The following is an 18,645-nucleotide window of genomic DNA, read 5'->3' on the forward strand; positions in this document are numbered from 1 at the left end:
TTCACTGTCTAATGATTCCCTAAAATTTTTACGATTTCTGTGGACCGTTTACCATCCGCTTTCGTGATATCCCAAATGATCAAATAGGAAATAGACCCGTTGGTTGATTTTACTGTTTTCACACGCATACAATCACATTCTTTAGTGATTTTACAACACATTGTTCGAATTGTACGCAACAACAAAGTGAGTGAATTGACAAAAAACAGCCTTACAATAGGCTTAGCAGAACTTTTTGTTAGGATATCATACATATGTGACAAAAGAATAAACAAAAAAGAGAGCTTCTGATACAATAAAGTTAGGACACAACATTGTAAAGGGAGCTCTCTATGAAATCAATTATAACAGAAGAAATGCGATATAGAAAGAACGCCGTGAAATATGCGGTAAAATGCGGAAACTATGCCCAAGCAGCGCGTCGTTATCATACCTCTCGCCAACAAATCTCAAGATGGGTTGAGCGTTATGATGGGAGTTGGGAGAGTCTTCGAGCGAAAAGTAGACGCCCTCTAACTCATCCTAATCAACATACAGCTGAGGAACTTCAGTTAGTCCGAACAAAGTATCAACGATACGGTCACGAAGGCTTGGCTCAAGTGTATGTCGAATGCCAGAAGCAAGGTTATCATCGACATTATACAACGATGTGTAAAATAATCCGCAAACAAGGATGGCATAAAAACACGGAAGAAGCAGTCAAACGGTATCCCAAATCAAAATGGAAACCGATAGAGGTGAGTTATCCCGGGGAGAAAGTACAGATTGATATTAAGTATGTACCAAGAGAATGCTTAAAGTTTGATACACGAGGGATTAGATATTATCAGATAACGGCAATCGATGAGTATTCACGAAAGCGATACTGTAAGATTGTAGACGAGAAAAGTGTGACGCATACAGCGTATTTTTTACTCGAGTTAGAAGCAGGATTGGGGTTCAAGATCGACTGTATTCAAACGGATAATGGGAAAGAATTTACGAATGGTGATGATTCGAGTGCACCCAAGACCATTTTCGAAAATATTCTGGCATCAAAAGGCATTAAGTCTCTGAAGACACGTCCGTATAATCCGTGGCAGAATGGTAAAGTAGAACGAAGTCATCGAATGGATACGGAACGTTTTTATCAAAAGCGGGAATTCAGAAGTGTGGAAGAGTTAGTTAAAGCGCATCAACGTTATTATCGACGTCAGAATAACGTCGTTACGAAGACACTTGGGTTTAAGAGTCCAAACCAAGTGGTAGAAGAATATCAGAAAGTCGCTTAATCATAGCGAGCCATTATACCAAGTTCATTTAGCCTATCAAGGAAAAGGATGTCCTTGACAGGCTAAATGAACTTGATGGCTATTCGCTATCCTGATTAAGCAACTCTTTATAAGCGATTGTCACAAATGTTTGACTTCTGTACATTACAATAGGCTTAGCAGAACTTTTTGTATTTGAAATTGTCAAACTTCTGTGTTAATCTATAATGATATGATTCATCAAGGCTCAATCATTTAATTGTAGATATATATTAACTTCATCTGAGTAAAAAAGTTTTTTTACTATTGCAATTTCAATATGAATATGGCTTAATAATAATGAACGACAGAATAAACTAATGAATGCGTTCATGTGAATATAGCTATACGCTAATATCAATTTATTTAAATGTAATGTTTTTTGCTTATTAATGATAGCGTTTTTAAATCATAATCAAATCTGAATATAGCATATAACATATTCAAATATGTCTAAAAGGAAGGGGGCTAATATAAAGAGAGAAGATCCAGAAGGACAATTTCTTTAATCATCTAACATGGAACTAGGCAGCTTAATTATTAGTATAAAAAGAAAATTAAAGAGAGGAGTTTGGATATGAAATTTAATGAACAAAGTGTTAAAAGCAATAAATCCACATGGGGTATAATGATGCAAATTTTTATTGTATTAATAATGATTTTAAATATAATCTTACCAGCTTTTGTTGCTGCTGAAGAATATACTGAGAGTCCATCGTTATTTGAAACGAGCACTGAACTTGAATACAGTGAGCCTCAAAGTGAAAGCACTGAGGAATTCGATAGTGACATAGGGGAAGAAGTTGTTCTACCTGAAAAAGAGGAAACTTCTTATGAAAGTGAACCGCCCGTTGAAAATCCAGAGTCGGAGAGTGTGAGCGAATCTGAAGAGTCAAGTGAATCAGAAGAGTCAAGTGAATCAGAAGAAACTGAAGAATATGACTTAACTGCACCTTTCCAAACAGAGGATTTTATTATTGAAGGTGGTCAAATTCTTGGATTTTCAGAGAAAGGAATTCAGAAATCACAAGTCCACACAGATTTAATCATTAATATTGATAGTGTCACAAGTATTACTAATAATGCCTTTGAAAATGTGGATTTTCGTGAAGTTAGAATCAGTGGGTTAATTCAATCTATTGGGGATTATGCGTTCTATAATTCAAGTATCCAATATGTAGTGATTGATTCAGCTGTTTCCCATATAGGAGCTGGAGCTTTTTCAAATACTCCACTCATCAGTATCACCGAAAGTACAGATTCAGGCGCAACAGTTCAGTATTCTCAAAGTATGTTTGGGAATAATACCGCTGGAGTTATCGCAATTCTTACTCAACGTGAATTAGAAAGTGATAATTCAAAAATATTTGAGATTAACCCAGGCTCTGAATCACCCGAAAGTTTAGCTCAACTGATTGAAGCTAATATCTTATCTATTGAGTCTCCAAGCAAGACAACTTATAATCCTACGGAGACGATTACGTCTCAAATTGTTATTGATGGAAGTAACTTAACGGAAACTTTAGTCGGTGCCTACTTAGATATTCATGCTCCAGCTGAGTTGAGTGAAGGTCAACTCCCACTTGATCAAAAGACATTTCTAGACTATTTTTCAGTTCCAAGAGGAACTGGAATTATCCAAAAAGTAGAGCCTGTACGTGAAGAGAATGGCGAAAGCATTATTAGAGTTTATTTCGATGATATCGATAGTACAACAAGAATTAAGATTCCTTACTCTTTTAGTTTTAAAGATCGACTCACACCGATTGATTATACAATCGAACCTTATGCCGTTCTTTATGATAGTGAATCTAACGAGCTAAGTCGTAAAGTAGACCATGAATATGGTGTTACATATAATGAAATGAGCGTCACAAAGTATGCTGGCGGTCGTGATCTAGCGAATAATCGAGATAATCAAGTACTATTTGGTGGAAATCTAGATCAAGAGACTATGACTATCAAAAACGGAGAGGCTGAGCTTGTTCCATTCTTTTACTCACTTAATGGTTTAGGTGTTGATGGTCGACATATTGAAAGTACGACGATTAAAGATTACCTACCATCTTATACAAATGAAAATGGGGAAACAATTTATGCTCAGTTTGACCCAGAAGCAAACCCGGGTTGGGTTTATAATGAAGAGGATCACAGTGTCACTTACACTGCTGAATACGGGGAAAATATTTGGCAAAAGGATTACCGATCTGATATTGCCAATGAGGTGTATCCAACAATTAGCTTAAATCTATCATTTCCAGGTTTCCCGGCGAACACTGAAGACAGTGTGACTAATAAAGTACAAGTGACCGCTATTCCATATAATCCCGGAATGAATGGGGAAGAAGAGTATGTTTTAGAAGATGAGATTCAATTTCAATTAGGTGGGAATGAATTTTTTGGAGCTGGGATGTTCGCTAAGAGGGCGATAGGGGGACCTATCCCACACGATCGCAACGGCTTATTCTCTCAAGACATTAAATATAATGTGCGTTTAGCAAATAAATTATCGTCTCCAATTAGAGACATCGAATTTGACGAAGATAGTGAGAATTATGATAGTAGACTTTATTTACATAGTATAACAACTGTTTTTCAAAGAGGATTAAGAGATGCCAAAACTTTACCTGTAACGATTCGGGCGTTTCGTGCTGATGGATCGTATCAAGACTTTACCCATAATGGTGGTACAATAGATGTTAACGAATCAACAGATGCAGCCATCCAAGGATATGTAACAGCTGTTCAGAATGGCTCGATGACTATGAATGATGTGCCTGAAGTTTCACCGGAATTTGTTAGGCATAAGATAATTCTGCCGCCAGAGTACGAATTGGTACCAGGATTACATGTTGATTTTGAAGTTCATATGAAGTTTAAAGACCCTTATAATGTTCCATATACTGAAGAGACAGATATTAATAATGTAGCTAATGTGACTGGGAATTATAAACATCAATCTGGAAATACACAGCAAATTGATTTTAGTTCAAGTGCACAGCATCGATTTGTTCCATTGTCTGAATCAATGACAATAAATAAAGCTACTGAGAATCAACAGACAGGCACACCGGGGGAAAGAATTAACTTTAGACTTTCTGTAAATAGTTCTAACATTTCTCTAGCACGTCCGATGATTAACCCAACACTTGTGGATATATTACCACCTGGGTTAACTGTCGATGAAAAATTGACTGTTACTGGATTTTATAACACGCCTCCTTTTATCGAATCATATGAAGTCATTGATAACTATGCGAATACGGGACGTACAGCGATAGTTATCAGATTCAAAGATCATCTGGCTGGAGATTTAGGTGGGTTCAATATTTACCTGAGAAATGTACTTCTTAATGATGAAATCATTCCATCAAATGCTGAAGTTGAATCTGCGGGAAATACATTAAGTAATTTGAATAATGACAATCATATTTATTTCTACCTTGATACACCGGATGATTTTATGAATGAAATTAATTCAGATAATTTTGTCACTGATATTTATGATATCAATCAAAATGGTCGAACAGATGACTTAATCCTACACGCAAAATCAAAAGTTTTAGGTCAACTTCCAGATTCGATTACAAGTAGAAAATTTATTCGTTCAGAAGAAGACCGAAGCGGTGGAAATTGGGTGGATGAGATTGAAACTTATTTTGCTGCACCGGATTCGAATGATGGAAATTTTGCATACAATTTACAAGTGAGAAACTTCTATAACAGTCCGATTACACAACTTAAAATTTATGACCCGTTACCATATGTGGGTGATTCTTTAGGGTCTGAGTTTAGCAGTAGTGTCACAGGGCCGGTCTCTATTCAAATTCAAGGTGAGGATGTTACTAATCAATTTAATGTTTATTATTCAACTGATCCTCAGCCGACAAATGATGCGAATGCGGCATGGGATGGCTTAGGATGGTCGACATCGGTTAATAATTGGTCAGAAGTCACGGCAGTAAAGGTAGAACAAACGGGTGATTTTGAATTACCGTCGTATACAAATTTAGAGGTTTTAATTCCGATGGAGGCTCCTGAATTTGACGCTGATTTATTCAGTGCCCGCGCTCTAAATCAATTCTATGTTAGTTATTCAGGAGAACCTTTATCACCTAGCAATTCAGTTGTCCACACACTTCCTGCAGAAGAAACCTCTGTGACGGTCACTAAAGAGTGGCAAGATGGTAATAATCAAGACGGTAATCGTCCTGAAAAAATTCAGGTTCAATTGGTAGCTGATGGCGTAGCACTTGAAGGTCAAACAGCTGAATTGAATGTTGAGAATAACTGGACAGCAACCTGGGAAGGTTTACCATTAAAAGTTGACGGCAAAGCTATTGAATATTCAGTTGTTGAGATAGATACACCAGAAGGATATGAAGTCACAGTCAATAATGACGATCATGGAAATATCATTCTGACAAATACTTATACACCAGAAGTTAGAGACTTAACGGTGAATAAAGTATGGAACGATGAAGAAAACCGTGACGGTTTAAGACCAGACAGTATCGAGGTACAATTAATCGCAGATGGTCAAAATCACGGCGACCCAGTAGTCCTTGATGAAGCAAACAACTGGTCATATACATGGACAGATCTAGCAGTGAATGCGAGTGGTGAAGCTGTTGTCTACACAGTTGCAGAAGTTAACTTACCAGAAGGGTATACATCAACAATTAGTCCAATTGAAGAGAATACCATTACGGTAACGAATACTCATAATGTAGCAGTCAAGGATATAAACGTTAGAAAAGTATGGGATGATGCAGACAATCAAGATGGTCTACGTCCAACAAGTGTGCTTGTTCAACTATTGGCTGACGGCGAAGCTTTAGGTGAACCCGTTGAATTAAATGCAGAAAATGCATGGGCACACACTTGGACAGAATTACCAGTCAATGCCGCAGGAACAGCCATTGAATATACGGTTGAAGAAACAGAAGTTCCTGAAGGTTATGAAGCAACCCAAGAAGTTGTGGATGGTGTGAATGTTATAACGAATACTCATATACCAGCAGTGACTGATATCCCAGTAAGTAAAGTTTGGGACGATTCGAATAACCAAGATGGTTTAAGACCTGATAGTATCACAGCTAATTTATTAGCGGATGGAACTCAAATTGATTCTGTTGAATTATCAGAAGCAAATGAATGGGCACATGTCTTTACAGACTTACCTGTCTTCGAAAACGGTGTAGAAATTACATACACGATTACAGAAGACACAGTCGAAAATTACTCAACAGAAATTGTTGAAGGTATGATAACGAATAAATACACACCAGAAGAAACCTCTGTGACGGTCACTAAAGAGTGGCAAGATGGTAATAATCAAGACGGTAATCGTCCTGAAAAAATTCAGGTTCAATTGGTAGCTGATGGCGTAGCACTTGAAGGTCAAACAGCTGAATTGAATGTTGAGAATAACTGGACAGCAACCTGGGAAGGTTTACCATTAAAAGTTGACGGCAAAGCTATTGAATATTCAGTTGTTGAGATAGATACACCAGAAGGATATGAAGTCACAGTCAATAATGACGATCATGGAAATATCATTCTGACAAATACTTATACACCAGAAGTTAGAGACTTAACGGTGAATAAAGTATGGAACGATGAAGAAAACCGTGACGGTTTAAGACCAGACAGTATCGAGGTACAATTAATCGCAGATGGTCAAAATCACGGCGACCCAGTAGTCCTTGATGAAGCAAACAACTGGTCATATACATGGACAGATCTAGCAGTGAATGCGAGTGGTGAAGCTGTTGTCTACACAGTTGCAGAAGTTAACTTACCAGAAGGGTATACATCAACAATTAGTCCAATTGAAGAGAATACCATTACGGTAACGAATACTCATAATGTAGCAGTCAAGGATATAAACGTTAGAAAAGTATGGGATGATGCAGACAATCAAGATGGTCTACGTCCAACAAGTGTGCTTGTTCAACTATTGGCTGACGGCGAAGCTTTAGGTGAACCCGTTGAATTAAATGCAGAAAATGCATGGGCACACACTTGGACAGAATTACCAGTCAATGCCGCAGGAACAGCCATTGAATATACGGTTGAAGAAACAGAAGTTCCTGAAGGTTATGAAGCAACCCAAGAAGTTGTGGATGGTGTGAATGTTATAACGAATACTCATATACCAGCAGTGACTGATATCCCAGTAAGTAAAGTTTGGGACGATTCGAATAACCAAGATGGTTTAAGACCTGATAGTATCACAGCTAATTTATTAGCGGATGGAACTCAAATTGATTCTGTTGAATTATCAGAAGCAAATGAATGGGCACATGTCTTTACAGACTTACCTGTCTTCGAAAACGGTGTAGAAATTACATACACGATTACAGAAGACACAGTCGAAAATTACTCAACAGAAATTGTTGAAGGTATGATAACGAATAAATACACACCAGAAGAAACCTCTGTGACGGTCACTAAAGAGTGGCAAGATGGTAATAATCAAGACGGTAATCGTCCTGAAAAAATTCAGGTTCAATTGGTAGCTGATGGCGTAGCACTTGAAGGTCAAACAGCTGAATTGAATGTTGAGAATAACTGGACAGCAACCTGGGAAGGTTTACCATTAAAAGTTGACGGCAAAGCTATTGAATATTCAGTTGTTGAGATAGATACACCAGAAGGATATGAAGTCACAGTCAATAATGACGATCATGGAAATATCATTCTGACAAATACTTATACACCAGAAGTTAGAGACTTAACGGTGAATAAAGTATGGAACGATGAAGAAAACCGTGACGGTTTAAGACCAGACAGTATCGAGGTACAATTAATCGCAGATGGTCAAAATCACGGCGACCCAGTAGTCCTTGATGAAGCAAACAACTGGTCATATACATGGACAGATCTAGCAGTGAATGCGAGTGGTGAAGCTGTTGTCTACACAGTTGCAGAAGTTAACTTACCAGAAGGGTATACATCAACAATTAGTCCAATTGAAGAGAATACCATTACGGTAACGAATACTCATAATGTAGCAGTCAAGGATATAAACGTTAGAAAAGTATGGGATGATGCAGACAATCAAGATGGTCTACGTCCAACAAGTGTGCTTGTTCAACTATTGGCTGACGGCGAAGCTTTAGGTGAACCCGTTGAATTAAATGCAGAAAATGCATGGGCACACACTTGGACAGAATTACCAGTCAATGCCGCAGGAACAGCCATTGAATATACGGTTGAAGAAACAGAAGTTCCTGAAGGTTATGAAGCAACCCAAGAAGTTGTGGATGGTGTGAATGTTATAACGAATACTCATATACCAGCAGTGACTGATATCCCAGTAAGTAAAGTTTGGGACGATTCGAATAACCAAGATGGTTTAAGACCTGATAGTATCACAGCTAATTTATTAGCGGATGGAACTCAAATTGATTCTGTTGAATTATCAGAAGCAAATGAATGGGCACATGTCTTTACAGACTTACCTGTCTTCGAAAACGGTGTAGAAATTACATACACGATTACAGAAGACACAGTCGAAAATTACTCAACAGAAATTGTTGAAGGTATGATAACGAATAAATACACACCAGAAGAAACCTCTGTGACGGTCACTAAAGAGTGGCAAGATGGTAATAATCAAGACGGTAATCGTCCTGAAAAAATTCAGGTTCAATTGGTAGCTGATGGCGTAGCACTTGAAGGTCAAACGGCTGAATTGAATGTTGAGAATAACTGGACAGCAACCTGGGAAGGTTTACCATTAAAAGTTGACGGCAAAGCTATTGAATATTCAGTTGTTGAGATAGATACACCAGAAGGATATGAAGTCACAGTCAATAATGACGATCATGGAAATATCATTCTGACAAATACTTATACACCAGAAGTTAGAGACTTAACGGTGAATAAAGTATGGAACGATGCAGAAAACCGTGATGGTTTAAGACCAGTTAGTATCGAGGTACAATTAATCGCAGATGGTCAAAATCAAGGCGACCCAGTAGTCCTTGATGAAGCAAACAACTGGTCATATACATGGACAGATCTAGCAGTGAATGCGAGTGGTGAAGCTGTTGTCTACACAGTTGCAGAAGTTAACTTACCAGAAGGGTATACATCAACAATTAGTCCAATTGAAGAGAATACCATTACGGTAACGAATACTCATAATGTAGCAGTCAAGGATATAAACGTTAGAAAAGTATGGGATGATGCAGACAATCAAGATGGTCTACGTCCAACAAGTGTGCTTGTTCAACTATTGGCTGACGGCGAAGCTTTAGGTGAACCCGTTGAATTAAATGCAGAAAATGCATGGGCACACACTTGGACAGAATTACCAGTCAATGCCGCAGGAACAGCCATTGAATATACGGTTGAAGAAACAGAAGTTCCTGAAGGTTATGAAGCAACCCAAGAAGTTGTGGATGGTGTGAATGTTATAACGAATACTCATATACCAGCAGTGACTGATATCCCAGTAAGTAAAGTTTGGGACGATTCGAATAACCAAGATGGTTTAAGACCTGATAGTATCACAGCTAATTTATTAGCGGATGGAACTCAAATTGATTCTGTTGAATTATCAGAAGCAAATGAATGGGCACATGTCTTTACAGACTTACCTGTCTTCGAAAACGGTGTAGAAATTACATACACGATTACAGAAGACACAGTCGAAAATTACTCAACAGAAATTGTTGAAGGTATGATAACGAATAAATACACACCAGAAGAAACCTCTGTGACGGTCACTAAAGAGTGGCAAGATGGTAATAATCAAGACGGTAATCGTCCTGAAAAAATTCAAGTTCAATTGGTAGCTGATGGCGTAGCACTTGAAGGTCAAACAGCTGAATTGAATGTTGAGAATAACTGGACAGCAACCTGGGAAGGTTTACCATTAAAAGTTGACGGCAAAGCTATTGAATATTCAGTTGTTGAGATAGATACACCAGAAGGATATGAAGTCACAGTCAATAATGACGATCATGGAAATATCATTCTGACAAATACTTATACACCAGAAGTTAGAGACTTAACGGTGAATAAAGTATGGAACGATGAAGAAAACCGTGACGGTTTAAGACCAGACAGTATCGAGGTACAATTAATCGCAGATGGTCAAAATCACGGCGACCCAGTAGTCCTTGATGAAGCAAACAACTGGTCATATACATGGACAGATCTAGCAGTGAATGCGAGTGGTGAAGCTGTTGTCTACACAGTTGCAGAAGTTAACTTACCAGAAGGGTATACATCAACAATTAGTCCAATTGAAGAGAATACCATTACGGTAACGAATACTCATAATGTAGCAGTCAAGGATATAAACGTTAGAAAAGTATGGGATGATGCAGACAATCAAGATGGTCTACGTCCAACAAGTGTGCTTGTTCAACTATTGGCTGACGGCGAAGCTTTAGGTGAACCCGTTGAATTAAATGCAGAAAATGCATGGGCACACACTTGGACAGAATTACCAGTCAATGCCGCAGGAACAGCCATTGAATATACGGTTGAAGAAACAGAAGTTCCTGAAGGTTATGAAGCAACCCAAGAAGTTGTGGATGGTGTGAATGTTATAACGAATACTCATATACCAGCAGTGACTGATATCCCAGTAAGTAAAGTTTGGGACGATTCGAATAACCAAGATGGTTTAAGACCTGATAGTATCACAGCTAATTTATTAGCGGATGGAACTCAAATTGATTCTGTTGAATTATCAGAAGCAAATGAATGGGCACATGTCTTTACAGACTTACCTGTCTTCGAAAACGGTGTAGAAATTACATACACGATTACAGAAGACACAGTCGAAAATTACTCAACAGAAATTGTTGAAGGTATGATAACGAATAAATACACACCAGAAGAAACCTCTGTGACGGTCACTAAAGAGTGGCAAGATGGTAATAATCAAGACGGTAATCGTCCTGAAAAAATTCAAGTTCAATTGGTAGCTGATGGCGTAGCACTTGAAGGTCAAACAGCTGAATTGAATGTTGAGAATAACTGGACAGCAACCTGGGAAGGTTTACCATTAAAAGTTGACGGCAAAGCTATTGAATATTCAGTTGTTGAGATAGATACACCAGAAGGATATGAAGTCACAGTCAATAATGACGATCATGGAAATATCATTCTGACAAATACTTATACACCAGAAGTTAGAGACTTAACGGTGAATAAAGTATGGAACGATGAAGAAAACCGTGACGGTTTAAGACCAGACAGTATCGAGGTACAATTAATCGCAGATGGTCAAAATCACGGCGACCCAGTAGTCCTTGATGAAGCAAACAACTGGTCATATACATGGACAGATCTAGCAGTGAATGCGAGTGGTGAAGCTGTTGTCTACACAGTTGCAGAAGTCAGTGTTCCAGAGGGCTACGAAGAAACTACTAAATTAGTAGATGGAGTAGTAGTGATCACGAATACGTACAAACCATCAGAACCATCAGAACCATCTGTTACTATTAACCTACAAGCTCATAAAGAACTTGAAGGAAGAAAACTAAAAGATAATGAATTTAAGTTTGTCGTTGTTCAAGATGGTAATGTGATTGGAACTGCTAATAATGCGGCAGACGGAAGCGTTCAATTTAATTCGATAAGATTTACAGAGGTTGGTACTTATGAGTACACAATCCGTGAGTTACAAGGTAATGATGACGAAGTCACTTATGATAATAGTGAGTACAAAGTCACAGTTGAAGTAGTAAGTGAAGGCGAAGAATTAATCGCAAATATCACTTATCATACACCTAATGGGGATATTCCAGTCTTTGTTAACACTGTTGACGCGGATGAATCGGAAGAACCAGGAACTCCTTCAAAACCAGGTTCAAATTTACCAGCAACAGGTGAAGAATCATTTATGTGGTTTGGAGTTGTGACCTTAGTAATCGGTATAAGTTTCTTATTATCAGTTAAATTCAAACGCAATAAAGAGTAACAAGCACTTGAATAAGTAGATAAGTTTTATAAAACGGGTTCTACAGTTTTTGATGTTGGTGAGTAAATCTCACTGACATCTTTTTTTACGCATCAAATGAATATGCCATTGAATTCTACGTAAGCGCCGAATAACCAGGTACGTATCACAGCCCAACCACCTCCTGTATGATTAAGTTAAAACTTATGGAGGTGGTTGATTGATTATTAATCTCGATGCTGCTAAACGCTATTACATTATGACTGGTCGGACAGACTTACGCAAGGGAGTTGATTCTCTGGCTGCTCTCGTTCAAAATGATTATCAATTAAATCCCTTTGAAAAGAATCTCTTTCTCTTCTGCGGGTCCAGGCTTGACCGCTTTAAAGCTCTTTATTGGGATGGCCAAGGTTTCTGGTTACTGTATAAACGCTATGAATCTGGCCGAATTCATTGGCCTAGACAGGAGGAATCACTGAAGGAAATTGACCGTCACCAACTCATTCAGCTTATGGATGGCTTTCTGATCGAACCATCCGTTCAATCATTGGAAGGATCTTACACAATGTGAAAAAACTTGATTAAATCGTTTACATGGTTTATAATCAAAGAAATTTGAACAGAAGGGAGGTCCGGGAATGGACATCAAATCCATCGAGACGCAGACACCTGAACAACTAATCGATATTATTGAAACACAAGAACGTGAAATTGAATGGTTGAAAGAACAGCTTCGTTTGATGATGAACCAACAGTTTGGTCGCAAGAAAGAAACAGCGCCTCAACCTGGACAAACCAGTCTGTTCGAGGATTGGCAGGAAGCTCTAGACAACCTAGAACTAGAAGAAGAGATCGTCCAAGAAGTGAAGGCTCATAAGCGTAAAGCAAAGAAGAATAAAGGGATCAAGCGGGCGATTCTCGACCAGTTCCCTGCCGAAGAAAAGCTACACGAACTTTCAAACTGCCAGTGTCCAGACTGTGGGGAATCGATGAAACAGATAGGGGCTAGTGCTGTTCGTGAAGAGCTTGTCTTCATTCCTGCTCATATGAAACGAATCATTCATAAACAAGCTTCTTATAAATGCGAGGGTTGCACTCAAAAAGAGGGGGCCAATGACAAAATCGTGAAGGCTCCCGTTCCTAAAGCTCCCCTCAACAATAGCTTGGGGTCTGCATCATTGATCGCTCAAACGATTCATCAAAAATATGGCTTGAAGTTACCCGCTTATCGTCAAGAACAGGAATGGAAACAAATGAATCTGCCCCTAAGTCGGGATACGATTTGCGGTTGGCACATTCGCACCTATCAATATTATTTCCAGAACCTCTGTGACTTACTTTTAAACAAGCTCCGTCAACAAGAAGTTCTCCACGCAGATGAAACCAGCTATCGGGTATTAGAGAGCCAAAAAGCGAAGAATTATTTTTGGCTTCTCATGAGTGGCAAGGACACCCCAGAACAGGGAATTATTTATCAATTTGATGAAGGCAGAGGACGCCAAGTCATTCTTGACCTATTGGGTCCAGATTTTGAAGGCAGCCTTCATGCAGATATGTATGGTGCCTATGTCAACCTATGCAAGGAGAAAGTTAAAGTCAGTGGCTGTTGGGCGCATTTAAGGCGGAAATTCTTTGAAGCCCTGCCAGCTAAAGTGTCTAAGCATCATCCTGCTTATCAGGCGGTTAAATGGTGCGATTCCTTTTTCCAATTCGAACAGAATTGGAAGGAGCTGACGCCTGAGGAACGCTTGACTTGGCGCCAAACTTGCCTTCAAAGACAAGTTGACGAGTTCTTTGATTGGGTCAAGACTTTGAATGCCTTACCTCAAACCAAGCTGGGAATGGCCATCTCCTATGCTCTCAAACATGAGCCTTTCTTCCGTCAATTTCTTGAAGATGGTCGACTAGAGATGAGCAATAATCGAGCGGAGAGACAAATCAAGCCACTGGTAATTGGGCGCAAGAACTGGTTGTTTAGCCAAAGCATTCAGGGAGCCCAAGCGGCTGGGGGGATCCTCAGTCTCTATGAGAGTGCGAAGCTTAATGGTATCCATCCTCCGTCTTATTTTCAATATTTACTTGAGGAGCTTCCTGAACTTCCGGTGCAAAATTTTGAAGCACTCGAGGCTTATTTGCCTTGGTCTTCGAAGGTCAAGGAAGCCTGTCAGGCCATTAAATAATTAAAAAGACTGAAACTGGCCCTTCAACACCTATTGTAGAGTGTTGAGGGGCCGGTTTCTATATACTTGGCTATTGGGCGCTTACAATTCTACTATAATTTAGTGGCTCTAAGCCAAGTAATTTTGGTAAATGGTAATAGTTGCACTTGAACGCTTGTTCAAGTGCTTTTTTTTACTGAAATTAAGCTATCTTATTTTGCATTTCTAATTGTTTTTGGTATTCTTCTTCATATTTTTTAATGGCATCTTCTTCAGTAAATAACAGCGGACGATAAGCTTCATTCTTCACCTTATTTTGAGCAGTCGATAATATAATTCTACTTCTTAAGTGGTAGAAGTTTCGATATCCATAACTGATTCGTTTAATGACTTTAATTTTATTATTTGTTCCTTCCACACAACTGTTTGATAGCGTATAGGTTAAGCTATTCTTTATATTATGGCGATAATGATATAAAGTATTAAATGCCGTTCGTATTTTTCTAGGGAGGCGATATTTCTTGCTTTCCTCTAATACATGGATGAATTGATCATAGGAATGTTCCTTAATAGCATCCATTACTTCATGAATCAAACGGTAACAGAGATTTAAGGTTGAATCTTTTGATAATAAATAATCGACAATGCCTCTTTCATGAATCGCTTGCTTAAATAATGAATATTTCTTATACTCTTCGAACGCCAACTCATTCCAATCTTTTAATAATAGGTTCCAATATCGCTTAAACTTATTCGCATCAGGTTTGTTTTTCGATTTTATACGATTCATCACTTATATCCGATGTTGATTTAAAGCCCTTGTCACCAACTGTACGATATGAAAACGGTCGATGACCACGACGGCATTTGGAAAAATCGAGGGAAGAAAGTCTTTAAACGCCCCGTTCATATCCATCGTGATGGTTTTAACTTTCAATCGTTCCGCTCTAGAAAAACGCATAAAATAGTCATATAAAAAAGCTTGTGTTCGGTTTTCCAAGACATCCACTACAATATGTTTGTGATTATCCATTAAAATACACGACATAGCCGTCTTCACATTCTTCACGGATTTACATTCATCAATCGCTGTATGTTTGGGTAGTGATGTGGGCTTGGTATTATATTGATAACTATAGGTTTTCAATTGACGTAGTACCGTATGAGACGAAACATTCCAGGTTTCAGCAATATCTTTGATGGGTTTCGTTTTACCTAATTTTTGAAGAATCATTACCTTTAAGGGTGATGAAATCGTACAGTACTGTTTGGTTAAGTTGGTTTGAGAAATCGTTGTTTTTGACAATGTTTACAAAGGTATCGTTGTTTAGTCAGTTTAAGATAAGCCGGTTGAAGGTTATATTGTCCAATTAGGATGACGGTCCTATAAGATCCATAATCAATCATATCTTTCGTTCCATTATTACGACAACCACAATGAGGACACGCTTTAGGCGGATTTTTTAGAGTTCCTGTAATGGTTAATACTTTTTTAAAAGCCTTTGAGACAGGAAGCATTTTTTTAGTAGAACTTTTAAATTGATGAACGGAGAAATAGCATTCTTCTTCAAAATCATTCTGTTCTATATTGATATTAAGGTCTTCCATTCCTAGTAAAATTTTAGTATTATTGTATGTAGCCATGTGATTTCCTACTTTCTATATTTTTGTGTGCAACTTAATTATAGAGGAAATCACGGGCTTTTTGTATATAAAAATAGTGCTGGTGATTTCGCCACCAGCACTAAAAATTATAGAACCTTTTTTTACTTGTCTAGCACTAGCTAATATTTGCTAGTGATGGTAGTCAATTTGGTAGTCATTTCGAATTTATAATAATAAGTTTAAATTATAACCATTCATGAATTCAGCAAATTTTTCAGCTGTTTCAATCTTACTGTTTATTGTATTCTAAAAAGGGGCCAAAAATCGAAAGAATTGCAGCCGAAAAAGGGACCACCTGCAGTCAATTATCCGCTATAATATTTAGATAGAATTTTTATAGTGGAGGTTGCTTGGAGTGTTAAGTATGACTCTTGAATTTGAAATTATCAGTTGTTATCGTCGAGGAGAAACTAAAAGAGGAATTAGTCGTAAACTGGAGGTAGATAGAAAAACAGTCAGAAAAATTTGTGATGCTTATGACGAGACGCTAGTTAAACTGGGCAAAGCTGAAGACGACCAAGCCCTTGAACGTGCCACAAAGGAATTAGTGTTAAAGAGAAAGTATGATAGCTCTAACCGAAAGAAAACAGCCTTTACTCCAGAAGTAGAGGCAAGAATGAAGGAGTTGCTTGAAGAAGAAAAAGAGAAAACAAAAAGATTAGGTTCACATAAACAAGCTCTAACTGCCGTAGCTGTCGCTGAAATACTCAATGAGGAAGGCTATGATATTAAGTATCGAACGGTCGCTCACTATTGGGGACAATTGAATAAAAAGGCTAAGGAGGCTTTTATACGCCAAGAGTATGAATTAGGATCCCGAGTTGAATTTGACTTTGGAGAAGTTAAGCTGGAAATCAATGGAAAGGTGACAACACTTTACCTAGCGGTCTTTGCCAGCCCAGCTTCCGATTATTATTGGGCTTATTTATATACCCATCAGAAACAAGATGTTTTTCAAGACGCACATGTTCGCTTCTTTGAACAGGTAGGAGGTGTTTATTTAGAAGTTGTCTATGATAATATGCGTAACGTTGTTTCAAGATTTATTGGCAAAAGTGAAAAGGAGTTGAATGCTCGTCTGATTCAATTAGCTACTTATTATGGGTTTGATATCAACGTCACCAATTGTTTCAGCGGTAATGAGAAAGGAACAGTAGAAGGCAGGGTTAAAAAGGTGCGTCAAGCTTGTTTCACCAAAGTCTATCAGTTCGATAGTTTAGAAACAGCTTGTGACCATCTCCAATCCCAACTGGTAAAACTAAATGAAAGTAGCCAAATAGAAGCCGAAAAGGAACAGCTCTTATCTTATCGCCCACCTTTTGAATTAGCAGATTTCCATGAACTAAAGGTAAATCGTTATTCCGCTATTCATTATGAACGCAATCAGTATTCAGTACCCGATTACCTAGTTGGAAAAACTGTCCAAGTGAAAGCCTATCATGACCGCTTAGTTATCTATTCTAATGATCAAGAGGTCGCTAGGCATCAAAAAATAGAGGGTTCTCAAGGCTTCTGTCTCGATATCTTCCACTATATCAAAACTTTGAAAAAGAAGCCGGGGGCATTAAAGCATTCACATGCATTGAAGTATAACCCTGATTTGAAAATCCTCTATGAGAAATATTATAGCGATAAACCAAGAGATTTCCTAGAACTACTTGAAAAATATCAAGTTTTAAATCCTGAGGTTCGCATTCAAACCATTGAAGCCAGCCTTCTTTCTTCACTAGAAGAGCCCTCAATGGAGTCGAGTCAAGATGCCATCATCCAGCAGACTCAGCAGACTCTTCATCAATTCAATGACCTTTTCGGTTTGGAGGAAGTCATATGATGAAGATTGTTGAAGCAGCTAATGAGCTAAAATTGGCCTTTCTTAAAGAGAATCACCAGCAATTAATAAAAGAGTATCAAGCCAGAGGATTGAACATTGAAGAGGCCATCGAAGAATGGTTGAATGAAGAAGTGATGCATCGACGGGACCGTAGTCATCAAAGGCGAATCAAAGCGGCTAAATTTAATCAGAAGAAGTATTTGGTGGACTTTGATGACACAGTCTTTCAGGAGCCTGTTAGAAAGGAACTACGGAACTTAAAGACGTTACAATTTATTGAAGAAAAGGAGAATGCCATTTTTATAGGAAATCCAGGAACGGGTAAGACCCATTACAGTATTGGATTAGGGATGGAAACTTGTTTAAAGGGTTATAATGTCTTATTTGTCAACGCCCCTAATCTAGTCATCCAGATGAAAGAGGCCGTCACTCAGAGTCAATTTTATCGTTTTAAGCAGCGCTTAAAGAAGGTAGATTTATTGATTATCGACGAACTTGGCTATTTATCCTTCGATGAATCGGGGGCTGAACTTATCTTTAATTTATTATCGAATCAGATAGGAAAGGGATCGGTGATTATTACCACTAATTTAACATTTGATCGTTGGCAAGAATGCTTTAAAGATCCTACTTTAACAGGAGCGCTTGTCGACCGTCTCGCTTACAAAGCCCATGTGGTAGATATGCGAGGAGAAAGTTACAGAATGAAGCAAACAAGCCTATGGAAAAAGGGACTAGAGAAAGGAGAAGATTAGCTCCTATTACCACTGC

At 38.3% G+C, this 18,645-nt stretch carries 7 protein-coding genes and 1 pseudogene; 6 read left to right on the forward strand and 2 right to left on the reverse strand.

The genetic code is table 11. The annotated features are described in order from the left end of the window. Positions 1 to 332: 332 nt before the first annotated feature. The 4 genes from CYJ72_RS00270 (at position 333) to tnpC (ending at position 14,399) form a co-directional block, all read left to right on the forward strand. A complete protein-coding gene (locus CYJ72_RS00270; protein WP_284630022.1) occupies positions 333 to 1,271 on the forward strand; it encodes a DDE-type integrase/transposase/recombinase in 939 nt (312 codons plus the stop codon). Between the two features lie 595 nt (positions 1,272 to 1,866). Beyond that, positions 1,867 to 12,240, forward strand: coding sequence for a Cna B-type domain-containing protein (locus CYJ72_RS00275; RefSeq protein WP_284630024.1), 10,374 nt, complete (start codon positions 1,867 to 1,869; stop codon positions 12,238 to 12,240). 199 nt (positions 12,241 to 12,439) lie between these two features. Beyond that, on the forward strand, positions 12,440 to 12,790 hold the full coding sequence (gene tnpB, locus CYJ72_RS00280) for an IS66 family insertion sequence element accessory protein TnpB (RefSeq protein WP_084801928.1): 351 nt from the start codon (positions 12,440 to 12,442) through the stop codon (positions 12,788 to 12,790). A gap of 67 nt (positions 12,791 to 12,857) precedes the next feature. Beyond that, on the forward strand, positions 12,858 to 14,399 hold the full coding sequence (gene tnpC, locus CYJ72_RS00285) for an IS66 family transposase (RefSeq protein WP_284628775.1): 1,542 nt from the start codon (positions 12,858 to 12,860) through the stop codon (positions 14,397 to 14,399). 181 nt (positions 14,400 to 14,580) lie between these two features. On the opposite strand, the pseudogene CYJ72_RS00290 reads toward tnpC, so the two are convergent. Next, a pseudogene (locus CYJ72_RS00290) lies at positions 14,581 to 15,612 on the reverse strand (ISL3 family transposase). 38 nt (positions 15,613 to 15,650) lie between these two features. Then, positions 15,651 to 16,022, reverse strand: coding sequence for a transposase family protein (locus CYJ72_RS00295; RefSeq protein WP_284630025.1), 372 nt, complete (start codon positions 16,020 to 16,022; stop codon positions 15,651 to 15,653). A gap of 385 nt (positions 16,023 to 16,407) precedes the next feature. Between CYJ72_RS00295 and istA the strand changes: the two genes are divergently transcribed. Both istA and istB read left to right on the forward strand, forming a co-directional pair. Then, the gene (gene istA / locus CYJ72_RS00300; RefSeq protein WP_284630027.1) at positions 16,408 to 17,874 is read left to right on the forward strand and encodes an IS21 family transposase; all 1,467 of its coding nucleotides are present in this window, start codon (positions 16,408 to 16,410) and stop codon (positions 17,872 to 17,874) included. Beyond that, complete coding sequence (gene istB, locus CYJ72_RS00305; protein ID WP_284630029.1) at positions 17,871 to 18,629, forward strand: IS21-like element helper ATPase IstB; 759 nt, start codon at positions 17,871 to 17,873, stop codon at positions 18,627 to 18,629. The genes istA and istB overlap by 4 nt, the downstream gene beginning before the upstream one ends. Positions 18,630 to 18,645 lie beyond the last annotated feature (16 nt).

It is taken from the genome of Globicatella sanguinis, from assembly GCF_002847845.2.
Taxonomy (GTDB): domain Bacteria; phylum Bacillota; class Bacilli; order Lactobacillales; family Aerococcaceae; genus Globicatella; species Globicatella sanguinis.